Origin of the sequence: Micromonospora yangpuensis (genome assembly GCF_900091615.1) — a bacterium.
GTDB classification, from domain to species: domain Bacteria; phylum Actinomycetota; class Actinomycetes; order Mycobacteriales; family Micromonosporaceae; genus Micromonospora; species Micromonospora yangpuensis.
This window is the reverse complement of the sequence record NZ_FMIA01000002.1, coordinates 2,277,926-2,296,957: the sequence shown is the minus strand read 5'-3', so window position 1 is coordinate 2,296,957 and position 19,032 is coordinate 2,277,926. Positions and strand designations below refer to the sequence as shown.

The following is a 19,032-nucleotide window of genomic DNA, read 5'->3' as shown; positions in this document are numbered from 1 at the left end:
GAAAACGGCTGCTCCGGCGGCAGTAGGGAAACCCCTGCCTGCCGACGACAGGGCCGGTTCCAATACGACGAAATCGGTGCACGCCGACCGTCGGAGTCGATCCGGACGGACAACTCCACCATTCAAATGGGCAAATTCATGGCAAAGCTCCACGGCGGCTGCCGGGGCAGGGTTTCCCCCGGTTCGCCGTACCGGCTCGGCCCCTAGGCTCCGCGCTGACACGTATTGCCAGCCACGGACGTCCTCGGGGCGTACCGCGTGGGTCCGGGAGGTCCGATGTTCGAGCTGACCCTGGTCGATCAGCTGGTGGTTGCCTTCAAGGGGGAACGGGCGGGCCGGGGTCCGCTGACCGTCGGCCAGCTCAACACCCTGCAGTGGCTGGGCAACGGAAGCCTGTTCACCTCCGTGGAATGGGTCCTCGACCTGCCCGCCGGCACCACCCTGGACGACGTCACCGAGTCGATGGCGGTGCTGCTGGCCCGGCACGAGTCGCTGCGGACCCTGTTCCATCCCGACGGTACGGACGACAGTGGCGAGCCGACCCAGCAGGTGGTCGACTCCGGCGAGCTACGCGTGGACGTCTACGCCGTCGACCCGGCCGGCACCGGCACCGCGCCGGCGGCCACCGCCCCGGCCGGTACCGCAGACCCGGCCGACGGGGACGGCCGGGCGGAGAGCGACCGGCTCACCGCCATCACCCAGGTGCTCACCGACCGGTTGCAGGAGGCGCCGTTCCGCGTCGACGAACAGCTGCCGGTACGGGTGGGCGTGGCCGTGCGGGACGGCCGGCCGATCATCGCCGTCATCGCCTGCACCCACCTGGCCGCCGACTGCGGCAGCCTGGTCCGCCTCGGCGAACAGTTCGCCCGGCTGGTCCGTGACCCGGCCAGCCGTACCGTCGGCCCACGCGGCCACCAACCGCTGGACCAGGCACTACGGGAGCGGACGCCGCAGGGCCGGGCCCGACTCACCGCCACCCTGGGCTACTGGCGGCGGCACCTGGTCGACCTGCCCCAGTGCCTGTACGCGGCCCCGGTGGTCGCCGACGACGGCGGCGGCCCGCTGAGCGGGTTCCTGGAGTCCCCGGCGATCGCCCTGGCCCTGCCCCTGGTCGCCGCGCGGACCGGCACCAGCCGGCCGATGGTGCTGCTGGCCGCGTACTGCGCGCTGGTGGCCCGACGGACCGGCAACCGGGAGCTGGTCTTCGCCTCCGTGGTCAACAACCGGATCGGCGCCCACCTGCACGACTACGTGGGCACCCTGGCCCAGGACAGCCTGGTCGCGGTGGACGCCGGCACGACCAGCTTCGACGAGCTGATCCGCCGGGCCGGGGCGGCGAGCCTGATCGCCAACCGGCACGGCATGTTCCGCCAGGACGAGCTGGTCGAGACGCAGCGGGCGGCCGGCCGGGCCCGGGGCAGCTTCTTCCAGCGCGACTGCGCGGTCAACATCATGGGGCTCGGCGGTGGCGGCACCGTCGGCGGCGACGCCCGGGACGCCGTGGCGGCGGTGCCGCACAGCCGGCTGCGCTGGTGGGTGCCGCCGAGCTTCCGGGTGATGCTCATGCTGCGGGTGATCGAGATCGGCGGTCTGCCGGTGCTCGGGCTGACCACCGACGACACCCTCCGGGTACCCGCCGGCGAGTTGGCCACGCTCCTGCGGGCGATGGAGGCGCTGGTGGTGGCCGCCGCCGCCGGTGACGTCGACCTGGCCAGCACCGACACGATGGCCGCGGTCACCCCGTTGCGGCGCGGGCCGGAGTGGCTGCGGGTCGGGCCGTCCTGGGTGGAGTGGCCGCAGGCGCAGCAGCTCGTCGCCGAGGCGCTCGGCGCGCACCACGGACGGGTGTTCGCCCTGCCCGCCGCCGACGGCGGGGCCAGTCTGGTCGCGTACGCGATCGCCGGCACCGGACTGGACACTCCCGAGCAGGCGCACGCGGCCTGCCTGGCCGCCGTGGAACGGCACTTCATGACGGTGACCCCGGGGTACTACGTGCTCTGCGCGGACTCCCCGGACGACTCCGACGACCTGGCCGCCTGGCAGGGCCGCCCGGTGGTGGCGGCCGGCGACGGGCGGGGAACCCCGTCGGCGCAGGTGCCCGACGGCACCCGGTAGTCCGCCATTCGGACCATTTGCTGCGCAATGGCCAACCGAACCGGCCAGCATTTCGGGGAGGTAAATCCCGGCCGGGACGACCCTTGCCGGCAATTCATGGCGGACGCTAACATCTTGCCGAATGCGCGAATCTTCTCGCCACAAGAGAACCCCCATGGACCCCTTTTTGGAAAGAATTGGCAATGGGCAATGCGTGCCGGTTGCCGAACCCTTTCTGGCCGACCTCGCCGACGATCGGACCACCGCGGTCGGACCACCGACGCGACGCGCCACCCGATCGGTCGGCCCGACGGCCACCGCCGAGGAGGACTGAATGCTCGACACGTTGCAGGCGACAACCCCCCGGACGGTCACCGGACGCCGACCGGAGCGGGGCCTGGTCGGGCGGGACGCGGAGTACGCGACGCTGGTCGGGGCGATGGACCTGGCGGTCGCCGGCACCGGGCAACTCGTGGAGGTCACCGGCGACCCGGGCATCGGCAAGAGCCGTCTGCTCACCGAACTGACCGCGGTGGCCCGGCGGCGGGGCATGGCCACGGTCACGGTCGTGGCGACCGGCGGGCTGGCCGCGCTGGCCCGGGCCTTCGCCGACCACATCGAGACCGCCGCTGCCCCGGCGGGCACCGGGATGCGCCGCGAGCACCGGGCCCACCTGGCCACCCTGCTCCGGGTGCCGGCACACCAGGGCACCGGCCCGGCCGAGTTCGGTGGGCCGGACGAGCTGACCGTACGGCGACAGGTCACCGCCGTCCGGGCGCTGCTCACCGCGCTGGCCACCCCGCAGGGGCTGGTGGTGGTCCTGGACGACCTGCACCGGGCCGACCCGACGCTGGTCACCATGCTCCGGCACCTGGTCGGCCGGCCGCCCCGGGCCGCCCTGCTGCTGGCCTTCGCCTACCGGGGCCGCCAGGCGCCGCTGGCGCTGAGCAGCGCGCTACGTGAGGCGTCGGGGCTGATCCGGCTGCCGCTGGGGCCGCTCGCCCCCGTCGCCAGCGCCGAGTTCGTACCGACTTCCGGCCCGCCCCGGTGGCGGCGTGCGCTGCTGGCCGCCGGCACCGGCAATCCGCTCTACCTGCGGGCGTTGACCGCCAGCGCCCGCCCGGGACCGGCCGGGATGGACGGGGTCGAGTTGGACCCGCTGCCCGCCGCCGTGCTCGCGCCGCTGCTGGCCGAGCTGGACGCGCTCTCCCCGCCGGCCCGGCTCGCCGCCCAGGCCGCCGCGGTCCTCGGCGGCTGCTTCGAACCCAATCCGGTGGCGTTCGTCGCCGACCTCGCCTACCGCAGTCGCTACCCGGTCTTCGACGAGCTGTCCCGGTACGACATCGTCCGCCCGACCGCGGGCACCGGTGAGTTCGTGTTCCGGCACCAGGTGCTGCGCCACGCGGTCTACCAGAGCACCGAGCCGGGCTGGCGGCTCGGCGCGCACGCCCGCGCCGCCCAGGTGCTGCGTCGCCGCCACGCCCCGGCCGAGTTGCTCGCCCCGCACCTGGTACGGGTGGCCGTCCCCGGTGATCTGCACGCCGCCGAGATCCTCGCGGACGCGGCGGCGGCCGTCCGGGACCGTTGCCCGGAGGCGGCGGTCGGCTGGCTGCAGGCCGCCTGTCGGCTGGTACCGGACCGGCCGGACACCCACGACCCCCGGGCCGAACTGCGCTTCGCGCTCGGTCTGGCGCTGGACGCGGCGGGGCACCCGGACGCCGCCCGCGACACCCTGCAGGAGGCGTTGCTCGCCGGTTCCCGGATGACCCCCGGACGGTTGGCCGCCGTCGCGGTCTGCGCCCGGCTGGAACGCCAGCTCGGTCACCGGGCACAGGGCCGGGCCATGCTCCGCCGGGAGCTCGACGGCCCGGCCGCGCCGCAGCAGGGCTACCGGGCCGCACTCTTGATCGAGCTGGCCGGCCACGACCTGCTCGACGGCGCCCTGGCCGAGGCCCGCGCCGGAGCCGGTGCCGCCCGCGCGCTGGCGGCACCGCAGTCCGACGCCCGCCCGATGGCGGCCGCCGCCAGTGGGTTGCAGGCCCTGGCGTACTGCCTCGGTGCCGACGTCACGGCGGCCACCACGCACCTGACGGTCGCCGCCGGGCTGCTGGACGGGCTACTCGACCAGGAGGTGGCGGCGCGGTTGGAGGCCAGCGTCTGGGTGGGCTGGAGCGAGCTGGTGATGGAACGGCCGTGGGACGCCCTGCGGCACGTGACCCGGGCGCTGCGGGCCGGCCACGGCTCCGGGCGACACGCCCAGCTCACCTGGCTGCTCGGCGCACAGGTGGTGGCCCTGCGCGGGCTCGGCCGACTGGCGGAGGCGGGCGCGACCGCCACGGAGGCCGTCGAGCTGGCGACCGCCTCGGGCGACACCGCCCTGCGGGTCTTCGCCGAGACCCTGCGGTCCTGGGTGGCGGTCTGGACCGGCGAGGTCGTCGAGCAGCGGCCGGCACCCCGGTCGACGGCCGACCTGTCCGCGATCGGCTGGTTCGGCATCGTCTGCCGGGTGATGCACGCCGAGGTGCGGGCCAGCGGCGACGACCCCGACGACCGCGGCAACCTCACCGGGCCGGCCGACCTGCCGACGGCCGACCCGTGGTCCCGGATCACCCTGCTGGAACACCAGGCGCGGGCCGCGTTGGAGGCCGGCCGGGTCGACCTCGCCGACTCCTGGGGCCTGGCCGCGCAGACCGCCGCCGACCGGCTGGGCCTGCCCGGCCGGTCGGCGCTGGCCCGGCTGGCCCGGGCGCACGCGCTGACCGTCCAGGACCCGCTCGCCGCGGTGACCGCCGCCAGCACCGCCGCCACCGAACTGGCCGCCGCCGGCCTCGCTGTCGACGCCCGACGGGCCACCGTGGTGGCGGCCCAGGCGCTGGCCGCCACCGGCCAGACCGAGTCGGCGCTCCGGGAGCTGAGCAGCGCCCAGCAGTACTTCGAGCAGTGCGGCGCGCTCCGGCTGGCCCGGGAGACCGGCCGGCTCCGGGTCCGGCTGGCGACACGGACCCGCCACGGTGGACGCCGGCAGGAGGTCTCCGGCCCGCAGTCGTTGACCGCCCGCGAGGAGCAGGTCGCCGGCCTGGTCGGCGACGGCCTGACCAACCGAGAGATCGCCCGCCGGCTGGACGTCAAGGAGAAGACCGTGGAGATGCACCTGACCAGGGTCTTCGCCAAACTGGGCGTGACCAACCGGGTGGGCGTGGTCCGGATGGTGCTGTACCGCGCCAGCCAGGACTGACCGCCGGCCTGCGTGCGGGCGGCGGCCGGCGGTCGACCTCAACCGGCGGTCAGCCTCAGCCGATGTCGGCGAGCCTGGGCAGCACCTGGTCGGCGAGCCGCTCGGTGAACTCCACCGGGTGCCGGTCCGGAACGACCTGCACCTCGGTCACCCCCAGCTTGGCGTACTCGGCCACGTCGGCGAGGAAGGCGTCGACGTCGGCCAGGGCCGGGCGCATCACCAGCGCGGTCTTCTCGATGGCGGCGTAGTCCCGCCCCTCGGCCGCGCAGTGCGCCCGCAGCACGTCCAGCTTGTGCGCCACGTCGGCGGGGTTGCTGCCGAAGATGTTGCAGGCGTCGGCGTACCGGGCCACCAGGAGCAGGGTCTTCTTCTCCCCGCCGCCGCCGATCATGATCGGCGGGTGCGGCCGGCGCAGCGGCTGCGGCGAGTTGATTGTCTCGGTCAGCCGGTAGTGCCGGCCCTCGAACGGCCCGTTGTCGTCGCTCCACATCTGCCGGCAGATCTGCAGCGTCTCCTCCAGCCGCTCGAACCGTTCGGCCATCGGCACCACGGGCACCCCGAGACCGCGCTGTTCCCGCTCGTACCAGGACGCGCCGAGGCCCAGCCGGGCCCGCCCGCCGGAGAGCACGTCGAGAGTGGTCACGATCTTGGCGAGCAGCCCCGGGTAGCGGTACATCACGCCGGTGACCAGCACGCCCAGGTTCATCCGCTCGGTCCTGGCCGCGACGAAACCCAGAGTCGTGTACGCCTCCAGCATCGGATCCTCGGCCGGCGCCATGGTGTCCATCTGGAAGTAGTGGTCCATCACCGTGAACGACGCGACACCTGCCTGTTCGGCAGTGGTGGCCGTGGTCAGCAGGGTGGGCGCGATCGCCGCCGTCTCGGCAGGCGTGGCGAAGTTCCAGTAGTGCAGCCCGAGCTTCATCATCGACACCTCCGGATCCCAACCTAGCGCCGATCGGCAGTCGTCGCCGCCCGCCCGGCGGGGAACCCGCATTGCGCGAACCCGCATTGCGCGAACCCGCATTGCGCGAACCCGCGTAGCGCGAACCCACGTAGCGCGAACCCGCGTTGATCGACTCGGTTGGGCTGATATGGCGGTATCCGTCGCCCTTCGACCCAGCCATATCGGCTCAACCGAGTTGATCAACGAGTGCCGGAGGAGGTGCGGGGCTCAGCGGGCACGCGGCACCGGTGCGCTCATCGTTCCACCGTCCAGCCCGCAGGGATAGATTTCGATATTTACGAAGAGTAACATCACCCACACCCAGGGTGTGGCGGCGGGTGCGACACCCGACCTCACGGCACACCACAGCCGGACGTGGAGGTCGGAGATGCCTGATGAACAGCACAGTCGTCGGTCGGTGAGCCGCCGGGACGTGATGCGGGGCGCGGCCGTGCTCGGCGGTGCCGCCGCGACGGTCGGGCTGGTCGCACCGGGCAGCGCGTCGGCGGCTCCGGCCAGCACGGCGGCAGCTCCGGCCAGCGCGGCGGCAGCTCCGGGCAGCGCGGCGGCAGCTCCGGGCAGCGCGGCGGCAGCTCCCGACCCCGCACCGGGGCAGCCGGCCCGGTCCCGATTCGCCGGGCTCGACGACTGGCTGGGCTCCCTGGTGCAGGTGGCCACGGTGGCGGCGAACGTCCTGCCGATGCTCGTGCTGGTGCAGCGGGGAGAGACCTCCGACCCGTACCAGCTGGGTGGTGTGCAGTTCGAGGTGATCAACATCGACGGTGAACCGTCCCTCTACGCACACAACATCTCCGGTGACGACGTCGGACTCTCCTACACCTTGACCCAGTCGGCGCCGGCGTCGAACACCAGCGTGTACCAGCCGCTGCCGAAGGGCGGCGCGTACAAGTGCGAGCCCGACCTCAAGCTGTTCACCGACGGCCAGGTCTTCCTGGCCCCCAACCCGACCTCCACCGCGTCGACCGGGACGCTGGCCCGTACGCTGAGTTTCGCGGTGCGCGGCCTGACCATCGGGGCGGTGGTGCAGGTGGTGGGTGGCGTCAAGCTCTCGGTCACCAAGGACCCCGCGGCCGGGTCGTTCACCGCGGTCATCGAGGCCACCGGCACCCCGAAGACGCTGCGGGCCGAGGTCGAGGCGACCGGACCGGACGGCAACATGGTCCGCGCGGTGTGGGACTCCTCCGGCTCACCGAACGGGCCGAGCAACGACACCATCAAAATCCCGCTCCCGGCGGGGGTGAACCTCGACCCGGTGGTGCAACTGCTCCAGCTCTACGTGGACCTCGACGCGCCCGGCTTGGACGCGGTCACCACAGACCGCCGCAGTCGGGTGATCTACCTCTGATCCTCCCGTCGCCGTCCGCCGGGCGGCGAACCATCGTTGATCGACTCGGTTGGGCTGAACTGGCGGTATCCACCGCCCTCCGACCCAGCCACATCTGCCCAACCGAGTCGATCAAGGAGTGCCAGCGGAGGTGCCGGGCAACGGTCTAGCGGTCCAGCGCGAGGAGTTCGGCCCGATAGCCCTTCTCCACGCACACCGCCATCGTCTGCCGATAGTGGGCGATCAACGCCGGCCCGTCGCGCTCCGGGTCGTCCAGGCCGATACTGACGCAGCGCCCCGGATCAGGGCGGGACTCGATGATCTCTATGCCCCGCTGCTCCTGCCAGTACCCACGATCCGCGCGCAGCCGCTCGGTCCAGGCGTCGACCTGGCGTTCGGGGTACACCGCGTCGATGAGACGTACGGAGACCGGCACCAGGGCGCGTAACGCCCGGTCGATACCGGGGTTCCCCGGCACCCGCCGCACGACCAGCACGTTGGCGGGCACGTCGACTTCCAATCCGGCGTACGACTCGGGCCATTGACGCCTGGCGACGGGCTCGACGGTCTCGGCGGCCCGGCCCAGCTGTTCCTGGTGGAGCCAGAACTCGTCCGAGAACACCACCTCGGCCGGCGGCGCGGCGGTCGCCTCGTGGCGCGGGCCGGCCACCGCCGATCCGGCGGCGGCGATCGGCACGAGCAGGAGCGCGAACAGGGTACGTGAACGCATCGTCAGGCCTCCTCCACAATCCTCAACGCGTACCCCGATGGCGGGTGACGGCGGCCGGCCAGGTCGGGGACCGTGTTCACCGGGTGGCGGCCCGTGTCGATGCCATTACCATGCGGGGATGGGTAGATTCCTTGCGCTCTTCAACGGTGCGGCCGACGAGGCCGACAAGGCCGAACTCTCCGAACAGCAGCAGACCGAGTTCATCCACGCCTGGGCGGCGTGGGCGCAGGCCAACGAGAAGGCTCTTGTCGACCCCGGCGCTCCGCTGAACGCGAAGAAGCTGGTCACGACGCAGGGAGTCGAGGACTTCACCGATGCCCTGACCGGCTACACCATCGTGGAGGCGGACTCGCACGACGAGGCGGTGCAGATCTTCTCCGGGCATCCGCACCTGGGGCTGTTCACCGGCAACTCGATCGCGGTCCTCGAATGTCCGCTTCCACCCAGCTGAGGGACGGAACGGGTCAGGGCTTGGGGCGCGGCCTCGGCCTCGGCATGTTCCGGTGTCGTTGGGCCCTGGTCGTGGGCGGTGGTGACCGGCGTTGCACGGGTACCAGTTCGGCCGGCCGGACGAAGATCTCCCGGGTGGCCACGGCGGCACCCTCGTCGTCGAGCTGGTAGCCCCGCAGCCACACCCAGCCGAAGTAGGTCTGATACTCGGTCAGCACCTTGATCACCCGGAAGGTGATGGGCTCGTGGAACTGCACGGACGCCCTGCGGGTCACCCGGACCACGTCACCGGGCGAGGGAAGGTCGCTCACGACGGCGTACGGTCGGGGTCGGGTCCGTCGGCGGGCGGGCCGGGCGGCTGCCGACGCACCACGCCTGCCCACTCCGGTCGCGCCGGCCCGCGCCGGGACGGACAGGTTGGCATCGGTCACCCGTCCCGGTAACGGCGCTGGTTGGACCGCCACTGCTCCGACTGCCACTCCTTGAGCGCGCGCTCGTACCGTCGAACCTGGTCCCGGGCATCGACGACCTCACCGTAGAGCACCCCCAGGTCGGTCTCGACCCGCCGCAGGAACCGCGCCACCGCCTCGGGCGACAGCCCCCGCCGGCCGAGCCCGGTCAACGGAAACCGTTGCCACCGCACCTCCACGGGGGTCAGGAGGTTCCGCTTCGACCGGTAGACCACGCCACTTCCACCGGCTGCGTCATCGCCTAGTTGGTCACCGCCCGTCTCATCGTCACCCGGTCCACTCGCGTCCATGTGCCTCCGTTCTGCGCCGTAGGCGGCAGCGCCCGGGTGGGAACCGCAGCTTCGCGTGGAGTTGCTGTGCATGTCCCCGCACCAGACGCCAGCCAGGGTGGAAGGACATTGGTCAATCTAGGTCACTGTATGACCTAGGTCAATCACCGAGAGGAGGTGTCCGGCGAGTCGTGATCTAATCGCCAGGCCAGCCAGGGAGAGACAGCATGCCCATACCGATGTCGTCGCGGCAGATCGCGGACGACCTCACCGCCCGGATCACCGCTCGGGAGTACGAGCCCGGCACCAAGCTGCCGTCGCTGCGGGAGCTGGCCGATCTCTACTCGGTAAGCGTGTCGACCATCCAGCGCGCCTTGGAACTGACTCGGGAACGTGGCCTGACCGTCGGCCGCGCCGGCAGCGGCGTGTACGTCGCGGACGAGCCACCGGCGTAGGCGGGGCTCACCTTCCGGGCGGACCGAAGCAACCAGAGCGAACCTGCAGAAGTTGCCGAGGTTTGGTTGCGCCGTGAACGCCCTACCGGAATGACGTCGCCGCTCTGCCGCGAGCGAACCCGCTTGTCTTGTTCCGGCGCGGTGCGCAGGATCAGCGGATGGATCTGTTCACCGCGGAACGGCACCTCCAAGCCGCCCAGCGTGCCGCCGATGTCGAGTCCCTCGACGCCCTACTGCACCCGCAGGTCGTGGCTGCCGGGCCGGACGGCACCGTCTTCACGAAGGACGACGACCTGGCGAGCTACCGCTCCGGTGCACTGCGCATCACCAGCCTGGTGGAGGAGTCGCTCGACGTCCAGGAAGACGGTCAGACCGGGGTGACCCGCACGGTCGCCGCGGTGGATGCCATTCAGGGCGGTGCCGCGGTGTCCGCGCGGCTGCGCTACACCCGACTCTGGGTACGTGAGGACGGCAACTGGCGGGTGCTGGCCGCCACCTTCGTCCCGGTCTAGCCAGTTCATGGCCTGGGCCGGGCCGGCCTGGGGACGCCCAGACCAGCCGGCCTACCGGGTCTACGAATACTTCCCGTTCACCTTCCGACGGGCCGAGGCAACCAGAGCGCACCCGCAGGCTTCGACGGGTTCGCCCTGGTTGGCCGCCGAAGGGGTCACGCCCCCGGCTTGGCCCCTCGGATGAAGGCACTCCAGGCATCCGGCGCGAAGGTCAGCGCCGGACCGGCCGGGTCCTTGCTGTCTCGCACCGCCACCACACCGGACAGGTTGTCGGCGACTTCGACACAGGCTCCGCCGTTGTCGCCGCTCCGCGTGCTCTTACGCCACTTGGCGTTGGCCAGATCAACCATAATGGACCTCCGATATGATCTTGTCGATCAGCTGCCCTGATTGTTCCTCATCAAGGGCCAGTCCATCGAGGCTTGACCAGACCTTTTCGTATGCGGCCAGTTCTTCCGGACGGTCGAGGTAGAGGGCACCTGTCAAGGACTCGCTGTAGACGACCGAGGGCTCGGGCGTGGTCCGCTTGCCCGGTGGGAAGTCCAGCATCATGAAGGTTCCGGCCAGCGCACCGTACTGCGGGCCGGCCGCCAGGGGAAGAACTCGGATTGACACGTGAGGCAGCGCCGTCAACTCCAACAGGTGCTCAAGCTGCTCGGTCATGACAGCCGAGTTGCCGACACAGCGGATCAAGACCGATTCCGAGAGTACGGACTGGAGTGCAGGTGGCCTAGGTAGCCGGCGCTTGAGCATCGCCTGTCGTTGCTGCCTCACCCGGATGAACTGATCCAACTCGTCGTCGCTGACACTGGTGCGGTTCTGGTAAACCCCTCGCGCGTAGGCACGGGTCTGAAGCAGACCGGGAATCAACGACTCGTCGTACCCGCGTAGCCGAGACGCGGCGGACTCCAGGCCGACGTACAGCTCGAACCACTCGGGGACGGCGCTGCCGTACGACTGCCACCAGCCTCGGGCCTTGGTCTCGCCAGCCAGGCCGACCAGGGCGGCGGCCAGCTCGGGGTTGGCGGAGAACAGCTCGCACAGGAGCCGGACGTCGAGCGGACGGGTCGGGCCGAGACCGGATTCGATCCGCCAGACCTTCTGCCGGCTGTACTGCAATGCCTCGGCGACCCCGTCCAGGGTCATCCGCGCCTCGACCCGCAACTCACGCAGCGCCCGCCCGAGCTGCCGGCGCGGCACCGTCGACCCCAAGTCCTCGGCCATCCCTCTCCACCCCTCTCACGTTGTGTTTTGTTACATCTGAAAGCCCGCGGTGAAACGCAGGAAAGTTGTCCAGAAGAACCGAATTCCGCTGCCCGGACGCGCGAATCGAGTTGCAGCTCCGACCATACAAGACACCCCCGACAAGGGCCATCAACGCGCAATTCCCACGCGGCGTTCCACCAGGGTCGGAGGTGCCCTGGCAGCCACGATGGACCGCAGGTGCCGCAGGACATGGGGCCGATGATCAGACCTGAGCCAGTGGCCCGAATCCGCACGCCGGCACGCTTTTACCTGACCAAGGGCCAGCGCTTCGATAATTGCACCGATTGGATCGGCGTGATCAAAGTCGTGGCGGCACTCCGGCAGCGGCGTCCGGGCCGAATGCGGTGGCGGATATAACACCGCTTGCACCATTCGCATCCTGGATGGAGTGCATGATCGCCCCTCGTTCAGGGATATCGGGGCCTCAACCACCCGGGAACGCCCTCTATCCCGGAACGAGTGTCGATCATGCCCCGCGCCCCGCGCCCCCGCCCCCGCCCCGCGCCCCCGCCCCCGCCCCGCGCCCGCGCCCTCCCCCGGTCGGCGTTGGTCGGCGTTGGTCGGTGCCGGGTCACCGGGTCGACGCCGGGCGGTGCCGTCGACCGATCCACGACTCTCCACGTCCATTGTCGACTCGGAACACGACAGGATATGGGTGGAGGCTCAGCTTTGCCGCCCCGAGCGGTATCCGGAAGTCGACAGCCCGGCGGGCTTGCGGGGCTCAGGCGGGGACGTGCAGGGCGACGATCGCGGTGTCGTCGGTGGACCGTCCCTCGGCGTGGGTCAGGACGGCCTCCTCGACCGCCGTCGCCACCGCCTCGGCGGTGCTGGCCCGGGTGGCGGCGAGCACCTCACGCAGGCGGTCCGGGCCGAACATCTCCCGGTCGGCCGGGCGGCGGGCCTCGGTGACCCCGTCGGTGTAGAGCAGCAGAGTGTCGCCGGGACGCAGCAGGGTGCGCTGGTCGTACAGGTGCGGGGTGTCGAGCCAGCCGAGGATCAGGCCGTGCCGGCCGAGCGGGGTGACGGTGCCGTCGGCCCGCCGTACCAGGGCCGGATCGTGTCCGCCGCAGCTGACCCGCACGCCGAAGCCGGCCGGATGGGGTCGCAGGGTCGCGTAGATCGCGGTGAGGTACTGCTCGTCGGTGACGTACCACTCGCGCAGCGCGGTGTTGAGCGTGGCCAGGTTGCTGCTCGGTACGGCGCTGCGGGCCGCGGCGGCGCGCAGCGTGTAGCGGGCCAGCGCGGTGGTCTTCGCGGCTACCGCGCCCTTGCCGGAGACGTCGCCGACCACGGCCGCCCAGCTGCGCCCGGTCGAGGGGAACACGTCGTAGAAGTCGCCGAGCACCTCGCCGCCGCCGGCGCCCCGCCGGTAGCGGGCGGCGACCTCGACGCCGGGGATCTGCGGCACCCTGGTCGGCAGCAGGCTCTCCTGCAGGGTGTGCGCCAGGGTCACCGCCTGCACGGTGGCCTGCTCGGCCCGGCGGGTCGCCGCCTGGGCGTCCTCCACCGCGACCCGCAGGGCGATCTCCCCCGCCGCGGCGTGCGAGAGGGTACGCAGCACCTCGACGTCGCAGGCGGTCCAGTCCCGGCGCACCGTGTCCACCACGCAGAAGGTGCCCAGCACGTGCCCGTCGGGCGAGCGGACCGGGCAGCCGGCCCAGGCGACGACGCCCATCAGCTCGATCGACGGGTTGTCGCGGGTACGCGGGTCGACCCGGGCGTCGGCGACGATCAGCTCCGCGTCGGTGCCGATGACGTACTGGCAGAACGACTCCTGCACCGGGTTCTGCCGGTCCTGCGGGTCGGTGGTGTCGACCCCGATGCAGCTCTTCCAGAACGAACGCCGGTCGTCGACCACGGTGACGAAGGCGAACGGGGTGCCCAGCAGCGTCGCGGCGAGCTGGGCCAGCCGGTCGAACGGCTCCTCCGCGCCGGTGTCCAGCAGCCCGGTACGGTGCACCGCGGCCAGCCGCAGCGGGTCGAAGATCTGGGCGGGCAGCGCCCGCGGGGCCGGTCCGCCCGCCGTCGCCACACCGCTCGCACCCGTCCCCATGCCCCCATTCTGTCCGCCGCTGCTGACCTCGTCCAACACGGCCTCCAGCTGACCCGCGAGGGCGTACCCGGGCCGGTCGGACGAACAAATCAGGGTCGCCAACTTTCCGTATGCCGACCTGTCGCTATACGGTCGGTAGGTGAGAATCGAACGTCACTGGTGGAACGGCGACCGCACCGTGCGAGGTCGTCGCGATGTGTTCATTCGAACTGACGGAGAGTCATGGGAGGTCGAGGCCCGAGCCGGTGGCGGCACCGGCCGGTCGAAGATCTACCCGTGTCCTGGTCGCAAGTCGGCAGAGATCCTGGCTGGGGCATGGATGGACGGGCAGAGCCCGTGGCAGGTCATGGCCCCCTGAGCGGTCGACCCACGGCACCACCTCGGCCGGGCCGGCAGCCCGGGTACGCTGGCTGCCGGCCCGGACGGGCCGCCGGACGGGGCGGGGCCGGGCGACGGCTCCGGCGCGGGCCGGCTTGGTGCAGGAACGGGACGAGACGGCAACGGGATGACGGCGGACGACAGCACGCGAACCGGTCCGGGTGGGATCGACCACGGCCAGCTCGAAACCTGTCTCAGCGTCTTCGCGGCGCTGGAGGAGCTGCCGCCTGACCACCCGGACGTGGTGCGGGTGCAGCGGGCCACCGCGCGGCTCTACAAGATGATCAAGCAACGGCGGCGGGAGCAGCGGCGGGAGACCGTCGCGGCGGCCGACCGGGCCGTGACGGCGGCCACCGCCACCGGCGCCCCGGGCCGGATCGACGACGAGACCCAGGGCATCCCGCTGGCCTCCCCCACCACCGGCGCCACCGCCGGCTTCCTGCACAACCCGCGCGGCTGCTACGTCTGCAAGCAGCGCTACCACCAGGTGGACGCCTTCTACCACCAGCTCTGTCCGTCCTGCGCCACCCTGAACCGGGAGCGCCGGGACGCCCGTTGCGACCTGACCGGGCGGCGTGCGCTGCTCACCGGCGGCCGGGCGAAGATCGGCATGTACATCGCGCTGCGGCTGCTTCGGGACGGCGCGCACACCACGATCACCACGCGGTTCCCGCACGACGCGGTCCGCCGGTTCGCCGCGATGCCGGACAGCGGGGACTGGCTGCACCGGCTGCGCGTGGTCGGGATCGACCTGCGCGACCCCGCCCAGGTGATCGCCCTGGCCGACTCGGTGGCCGGGCAGGGACCGCTGGACATTCTGATCAACAACGCGGCGCAGACCGTGCGGCGCAGCCCCGGCGCGTACGCGCAGCTGGTCGCCGCGGAGGCCGCGGCCCTGCCGGACGGTCCGCTGCCGGAGCTGGTCACCTTCGGCAAGCCGGCCGGCGCCGGTGAGCCGGTGGCCGGCCTGACCGCCGCGGCGTCCCCGGCCGCGATCACCCCGCAGGCGCTCACCGCGCTGGCGCTGACCAATGGCTCCGCCTCACCGGAGCGGATCGCGGCGGCGACCGCCATCGACGCCGGTGGCCTGGTGCCGGACCTCGACCCGGTCAACAGCTGGGTGCAGCGGGTCCAGGAGGTGGATCCGGTGGAGCTGCTCGAAGTGCAGCTGTGCAACGTGACCGCGCCGTTCGTGCTGGTCAGTCGGCTTCGTCCGGCGATGGCGGCGGCGCCGGCCCGGCGCAAGTACGTGGTGAACGTGTCGGCGATGGAGGGCCAGTTCGGCCGGGGCTACAAGGGGCCGGGGCATCCGCACACCAACATGGCCAAGGCCGCGCTGAACATGCTGACCCGCACCAGCGCCCAGGAGATGCTCACCGACGGCATCTTGATGACCAGCGTCGACACCGGTTGGATCACCGACGAGCGGCCCCACCCGACGAAGATGCGGCTGGCCGACGCCGGCTTCCACGCTCCGCTGGACCTGGTCGACGGCGCGGCCCGGGTCTACGACCCGATCGTCCGGGGTGAGCAGGGCGAGGACCTGTACGGCTGCTTCCTCAAGGACTACGCCCCCTGCGCCTGGTGACCGCCCCCGGGCCATCGGGCACTGCAACAAACCTGCAAGCGGCAGCCCTTGCATTCACGGAAAACGCTTTCCTACACTCTGTTTCATCGATGTTTCATCCTGAGTTCGGGTAGTGGCCTGACGGGCGAGGCCACCGGCGGTGACGGGCGGCGTGGCGGCTCCCCGCACCGCGTCGCCATGGACCCGGATCTCGCACCTCCCGCGCGGCCCCGGTGGGTTCGGCGCGCTTCACAGGCTGCCGCGCACCGGTCGGCACCTCAGACAGCCCACCACTACCCAGTTCTCCCCAGACGAAGGTGAGACGTGCAATGAGACGACCAGTCGCACGACGACTTCAGGCGACGCTGGCCACCGCGGCCGTCGGCGCCGCGATCTGCGTGGCCCTGCCGACCTCCCAGGCCTCGGCGGCGCCCGGCAGCGCCTCCGGCTACGCCACCCAGAACGGTGGGACCACCGGCGGCGCCGGCGGCCAGACGGTACGGGCCACCACCGGCACCGCGATCCACACCGCCCTGTGCACCCGGGCCAGCAGCAGCACCCCGATCACCATCGAGGTGCAGGGGACCATCAACCACGGCAACACCAGCAAGGTCTCCGGCAACAGTTGCAACACCGCCGACGGGGTGATCGAGCTGAAGCAGATCAGCAACGTGACGATCATCGGGGTCGGCTCCGGCGCGGTCTTCGACCAGCTGGGCATCCACATCCGCGACTCCAGCAACATCATCATCCGCAACGTGACGGTGCGCAACGTCAAGAAGTCGGGCTCGCCCACCTCCAACGGTGGGGACGCCATCGGCATGGAGAGCACCGTCCGCAACGTCTGGGTCGACCACGTCACCCTGGAGGCCTCCGGCGGCGAGTCGGAGGGCTACGACGGTCTCTTCGACCTCAAGGACAACGTCCAGTACGTCACGCTCTCCTACAGCGTGCTGCGCAACTCCGGCAGGGGCGGCCTGGTCGGCTCCAGCGAGAGCGACCGCTCCAACGGCTTCATCACGTACCACCACAACCTGTACGAGAACATCGACTCCCGTACGCCGCTGCTGCGCGGCGGCATCGCGCACATGTACAACAACTCCTACGTCAACCTCTACGAGTCCGGCATCAACTCCCGGGCCGGGGCGCGCGCCAAGGTGGACAACAACCACTTCCGCAACTCCAAGGACGTGCTGGGCACCTTCTACACCAGCGAGGCCGGCTACTGGCAGGTCAGCGGCAACATCTTCGACAACGTGACCTGGTCGGCCCGCAGCGGTGACAACAACCCCGCCGGCCCCAACCCGCAGTCCAACACCACCGTCAGCATTCCGTACTCCTACCGTCTCGACGGGGCCAGCTGCGTGCCGGACATCGTCCGCCAGACCGCCGGCGCCAACAAGGGTCTGCTGGAGTCCAACGGCGGCTGCTCGCCCACCAACCCCACCCCGGGCCCGACCAACCCCACGCCCGGCCCGACCAACCCCACCCCGGGGCCGACCACCCCCCCGCCCACCAACCCGGGCGGCACCAACCTGAGCCTCGGTGCCGGTGCCGACGGCTCCAGCAAGGCCAGCGGCACCAGCTACGGCAACGTGATCGACGGCAACCTGAGCACCGTCTGGTCGCCGAGCGGATCGACCGGTCAGATCTCCGTCAAGTGGGGCACCGCCACCCGGATCGGCTCGATCAACATCCGGGAGGCCGCCGGCTCGGCCGGTACCGTCCGTGCCTGGCGGGTGCTCAACGCCGACAACGGCGCCGTGCTGGCCTCCGGCACCTCGGCCGGGGTGATCACCTTCCCGGCGACCTCGCTGAAGAAGGTCACCTTCGACATCACCGGCGCGAACGGCACGCCGCGGATCGCCGAGTTCGAGACGTACGCCGGCTAGCGAGGGAGTTCGCGGCGCCGGCCGCGAACCAGTCCCACGACCCGGCACCGGGCGGGACCTGTCGAGATCGGACAGGTCCCGCCCGGTCGGGTGTCAGCTCCGGTCGTCCCTGGAGAGCCGCTCGGCCAGCCGGTTGAGGATGTTCATCGCCCGGCCGCGGATCGTGCGGTGGTTCGACGGACCCGCCGCGGGTGCCGGGGTCGGGGCGTTCATCGCGCGTCGCGCCGTCAGGGCCCGGGCCTGCTCGGCGGGGAGGCTGCCGGCGTCGGCGGTCGGGGTGATGATGCCGGCCTCGCGCCACCCGGCGGCCTCGGTCACCATCTCGGTCAGCTTCTCGTAGAACGGCGTCGTTCGGGAGACCCCGTCGTGGTCGGCCCAGACCAGCAGGTGGCTGAGGACCGCGTCGTACTCGTGCAGTGGGTTCTGCGCGGTGTGGGCGCTGAGCTTGTCGGCCGCCTCCTTCTTCCTGGCCTGGGTGAATCCCGCCTGCGGCAGCAGTTCCAGGAGGGTGGCGGCGTTGCCGACGACCTGCGCCCGGAAGCTGTCGAGGTCGTTGCGGTTGGTGGCGCCGATGCGCTCGGTCTGCCGCTGCCCTTCGGTGGTCGCGGTCGAGGTCGCCGGCAGCGGTGCCACCGGATAGTTGAGCATGTCCGAGTGGTACGCCTCGTTGACGGCGACGTGGGTCAACTCGTGTACCAGAATGGCGATCCGTTCCGAGTCCGTACCGCCAGCCGCGTAGTTGATCTGGTACTGGTTGGGCCCACCCGTCGGGGGCGGGCCGAGGTTGCGGGTGTTCCCGCCACCGCGACCCGGGGTCTGGTTCCAGGTAGTGACCCGCTGCAGATGCGGGATCAACTCGTCGAGCAGACTCCGGACCTGCGCGTTCCTGACGGAAGCGTGGTAGGCCTGCAGCTGTTGGATCTCGACGGGGTTGACCACCGCCGCCGGTGCCTGCCCGGCGGCCTGGCCCTGGGCCGGCGCCGGCATCATCCGCTGCACGGCAAGAAAAGCGCCGACGCCACGGTTGCCCACCGCGCGTTGCAGCGCCAACACCTGCGCGGCATCGTCGACCCGGTGCCCGTCGAGGGCGCGGCCCGGCTCGGCGGGACGGCCCCGGTCGAGGGCGGGCTCCCGCACGACCGGCCGGCCACCGGCGGAGGTGGGTACCGCCGTGTCGCGTCGCGGGTGGGTCTCCGCTGACCGGTCGGCCGTATCGCGCTCGTGCCCGTGCTGCCGCATCCGACCACCATGCCCGACAACGGGCCGCCGGCGGACGGCCGAAACGGTACGTCGGCTGCCCCTGCGGCCCGCAACCGTGCCCCTACCGCCCACGTGGATCCGGCCGGAGGGGCAGCGGAAGCCGGCGAGCC

The 19,032-nt window shown here is 71.6% G+C and carries 16 protein-coding genes; 8 read left to right on the top strand and 8 right to left on the bottom strand.

Annotated features, from left to right (window positions below; genetic code table 11):
• Positions 1–276 precede the first annotated feature (276 nt).
• Positions 277–2,115 (top strand): condensation domain-containing protein, encoded by a 1,839-nt coding sequence (locus GA0070617_RS10535; RefSeq protein ID WP_091435939.1) that lies wholly within the window; start codon positions 277–279, stop codon positions 2,113–2,115.
• Positions 2,116–2,428: 313 nt separating this feature from the next.
• On the top strand, positions 2,429–5,329 hold the full coding sequence (locus GA0070617_RS10530) for a helix-turn-helix transcriptional regulator (RefSeq protein WP_091435937.1): 2,901 nt from the start codon (positions 2,429–2,431) through the stop codon (positions 5,327–5,329).
• Between the two features lie 55 nt (positions 5,330–5,384).
• On the opposite strand, the gene GA0070617_RS10525 is transcribed toward GA0070617_RS10530, so the two are convergent.
• Positions 5,385–6,257 (bottom strand): LLM class F420-dependent oxidoreductase, encoded by an 873-nt coding sequence (locus GA0070617_RS10525; protein ID WP_229688336.1) that lies wholly within the window; start codon positions 6,255–6,257, stop codon positions 5,385–5,387.
• 406 nt (positions 6,258–6,663) lie between these two features.
• On the opposite strand from GA0070617_RS10525, the gene GA0070617_RS10515 reads away from it, so the two are divergent.
• Positions 6,664–7,641: a twin-arginine translocation signal domain-containing protein gene (locus tag GA0070617_RS10515; RefSeq protein WP_139135633.1), complete on the top strand. Its 978-nt coding sequence runs from the start codon at positions 6,664–6,666 to the stop codon at positions 7,639–7,641.
• A 145-nt stretch (positions 7,642–7,786) separates the two neighbouring features.
• On the opposite strand, the gene GA0070617_RS10510 is transcribed toward GA0070617_RS10515, so the two are convergent.
• The gene (locus GA0070617_RS10510) at positions 7,787–8,350 is read right to left on the bottom strand and encodes a hypothetical protein (protein ID WP_091435929.1); all 564 of its coding nucleotides are present in this window, start codon (positions 8,348–8,350) and stop codon (positions 7,787–7,789) included.
• Positions 8,351–8,468: 118 nt separating this feature from the next.
• Between GA0070617_RS10510 and GA0070617_RS10505 the strand changes: the two genes are divergently transcribed.
• Positions 8,469–8,801 carry a YciI family protein gene (locus GA0070617_RS10505; protein ID WP_091435926.1) on the top strand — a complete coding sequence of 111 codons (333 nt, stop codon included), beginning with the start codon at positions 8,469–8,471 and terminating at the stop codon, positions 8,799–8,801.
• Between the two features lie 13 nt (positions 8,802–8,814).
• On the opposite strand, the gene GA0070617_RS10500 is transcribed toward GA0070617_RS10505, so the two are convergent.
• Positions 8,815–9,111, bottom strand: coding sequence for a hypothetical protein (locus GA0070617_RS10500; RefSeq protein ID WP_175440489.1), 297 nt, complete (start codon positions 9,109–9,111; stop codon positions 8,815–8,817).
• A 116-nt stretch (positions 9,112–9,227) separates the two neighbouring features.
• Positions 9,228–9,485 (bottom strand): DivIVA domain-containing protein, encoded by a 258-nt coding sequence (locus GA0070617_RS30495; protein WP_175440488.1) that lies wholly within the window; start codon positions 9,483–9,485, stop codon positions 9,228–9,230.
• A 281-nt stretch (positions 9,486–9,766) separates the two neighbouring features.
• Between GA0070617_RS30495 and GA0070617_RS10490 the strand changes: the two genes are divergently transcribed.
• Positions 9,767–9,994, top strand: coding sequence for a GntR family transcriptional regulator (locus GA0070617_RS10490; RefSeq protein WP_091435921.1), 228 nt, complete (start codon positions 9,767–9,769; stop codon positions 9,992–9,994).
• A 158-nt stretch (positions 9,995–10,152) separates the two neighbouring features.
• Complete coding sequence (locus GA0070617_RS10485) at positions 10,153–10,506, top strand: nuclear transport factor 2 family protein (protein WP_091435919.1); 354 nt, start codon at positions 10,153–10,155, stop codon at positions 10,504–10,506.
• Between the two features lie 155 nt (positions 10,507–10,661).
• Here GA0070617_RS10485 and GA0070617_RS10480 read toward each other — a convergent pair whose 3' ends face one another.
• The 3 genes from GA0070617_RS10480 to GA0070617_RS10470 all read right to left on the bottom strand — a co-directional run bounded on the left by GA0070617_RS10480 (position 10,662) and on the right by GA0070617_RS10470 (position 13,825).
• The gene (locus GA0070617_RS10480; protein WP_091435916.1) at positions 10,662–10,856 is read right to left on the bottom strand and encodes a DUF397 domain-containing protein; all 195 of its coding nucleotides are present in this window, start codon (positions 10,854–10,856) and stop codon (positions 10,662–10,664) included.
• Positions 10,849–11,730, bottom strand: coding sequence for a helix-turn-helix domain-containing protein (locus tag GA0070617_RS10475; RefSeq protein ID WP_091435914.1), 882 nt, complete (start codon positions 11,728–11,730; stop codon positions 10,849–10,851). The genes GA0070617_RS10480 and GA0070617_RS10475 overlap by 8 nt, the downstream gene beginning before the upstream one ends.
• 763 nt (positions 11,731–12,493) lie before the next feature.
• Complete coding sequence (locus tag GA0070617_RS10470) at positions 12,494–13,825, bottom strand: PP2C family protein-serine/threonine phosphatase (protein WP_091446209.1); 1,332 nt, start codon at positions 13,823–13,825, stop codon at positions 12,494–12,496.
• A gap of 505 nt (positions 13,826–14,330) precedes the next feature.
• On the opposite strand from GA0070617_RS10470, the gene GA0070617_RS10460 reads away from it, so the two are divergent.
• Positions 14,331–15,791 (top strand): SDR family NAD(P)-dependent oxidoreductase, encoded by a 1,461-nt coding sequence (locus GA0070617_RS10460; protein WP_091435910.1) that lies wholly within the window; start codon positions 14,331–14,333, stop codon positions 15,789–15,791.
• Between the two features lie 308 nt (positions 15,792–16,099).
• Positions 16,100–17,662 (top strand): pectate lyase family protein, encoded by a 1,563-nt coding sequence (locus GA0070617_RS10455; protein WP_091435908.1) that lies wholly within the window; start codon positions 16,100–16,102, stop codon positions 17,660–17,662.
• A gap of 93 nt (positions 17,663–17,755) precedes the next feature.
• Here the strand turns inward: GA0070617_RS10455 and GA0070617_RS10450 are convergent, their stop codons facing one another.
• On the bottom strand, positions 17,756–18,901 hold the full coding sequence (locus GA0070617_RS10450) for a hypothetical protein (RefSeq protein ID WP_091435906.1): 1,146 nt from the start codon (positions 18,899–18,901) through the stop codon (positions 17,756–17,758).
• Positions 18,902–19,032 lie beyond the last annotated feature (131 nt).

Bases quoted from the DNA above. Each gene is read 5' to 3' on its own strand.
- GA0070617_RS10535 (WP_091435939.1), top strand. From the start codon at position 277: ATGTTCGAGCTGACCCTGGTCGATCAGCTGGTGGTTGCCTTCAAGGGG.
- GA0070617_RS10530 (WP_091435937.1), top strand. From the start codon at position 2,429: ATGCTCGACACGTTGCAGGCGACAACCCCCCGGACGGTCACCGGACGC.
- GA0070617_RS10525 (WP_229688336.1), bottom strand. From the start codon at position 6,257: ATGATGAAGCTCGGGCTGCACTACTGGAACTTCGCCACGCCTGCCGAG.
- GA0070617_RS10515 (WP_139135633.1), top strand. From the start codon at position 6,664: ATGCCTGATGAACAGCACAGTCGTCGGTCGGTGAGCCGCCGGGACGTG.
- GA0070617_RS10510 (WP_091435929.1), bottom strand. From the start codon at position 8,350: ATGCGTTCACGTACCCTGTTCGCGCTCCTGCTCGTGCCGATCGCCGCC.
- GA0070617_RS10505 (WP_091435926.1), top strand. From the start codon at position 8,469: ATGGGTAGATTCCTTGCGCTCTTCAACGGTGCGGCCGACGAGGCCGAC.
- GA0070617_RS10490 (WP_091435921.1), top strand. From the start codon at position 9,767: ATGCCCATACCGATGTCGTCGCGGCAGATCGCGGACGACCTCACCGCC.
- GA0070617_RS10485 (WP_091435919.1), top strand. From the start codon at position 10,153: ATGGATCTGTTCACCGCGGAACGGCACCTCCAAGCCGCCCAGCGTGCC.
- GA0070617_RS10480 (WP_091435916.1), bottom strand. From the start codon at position 10,856: ATGGTTGATCTGGCCAACGCCAAGTGGCGTAAGAGCACGCGGAGCGGC.
- GA0070617_RS10475 (WP_091435914.1), bottom strand. From the start codon at position 11,730: ATGGCCGAGGACTTGGGGTCGACGGTGCCGCGCCGGCAGCTCGGGCGG.
- GA0070617_RS10470 (WP_091446209.1), bottom strand. From the start codon at position 13,825: ATGGGGACGGGTGCGAGCGGTGTGGCGACGGCGGGCGGACCGGCCCCG.
- GA0070617_RS10460 (WP_091435910.1), top strand. From the start codon at position 14,331: ATGACGGCGGACGACAGCACGCGAACCGGTCCGGGTGGGATCGACCAC.
- GA0070617_RS10455 (WP_091435908.1), top strand. From the start codon at position 16,100: ATGAGACGACCAGTCGCACGACGACTTCAGGCGACGCTGGCCACCGCG.
- GA0070617_RS10450 (WP_091435906.1), bottom strand. From the start codon at position 18,901: ATGCGGCAGCACGGGCACGAGCGCGATACGGCCGACCGGTCAGCGGAG.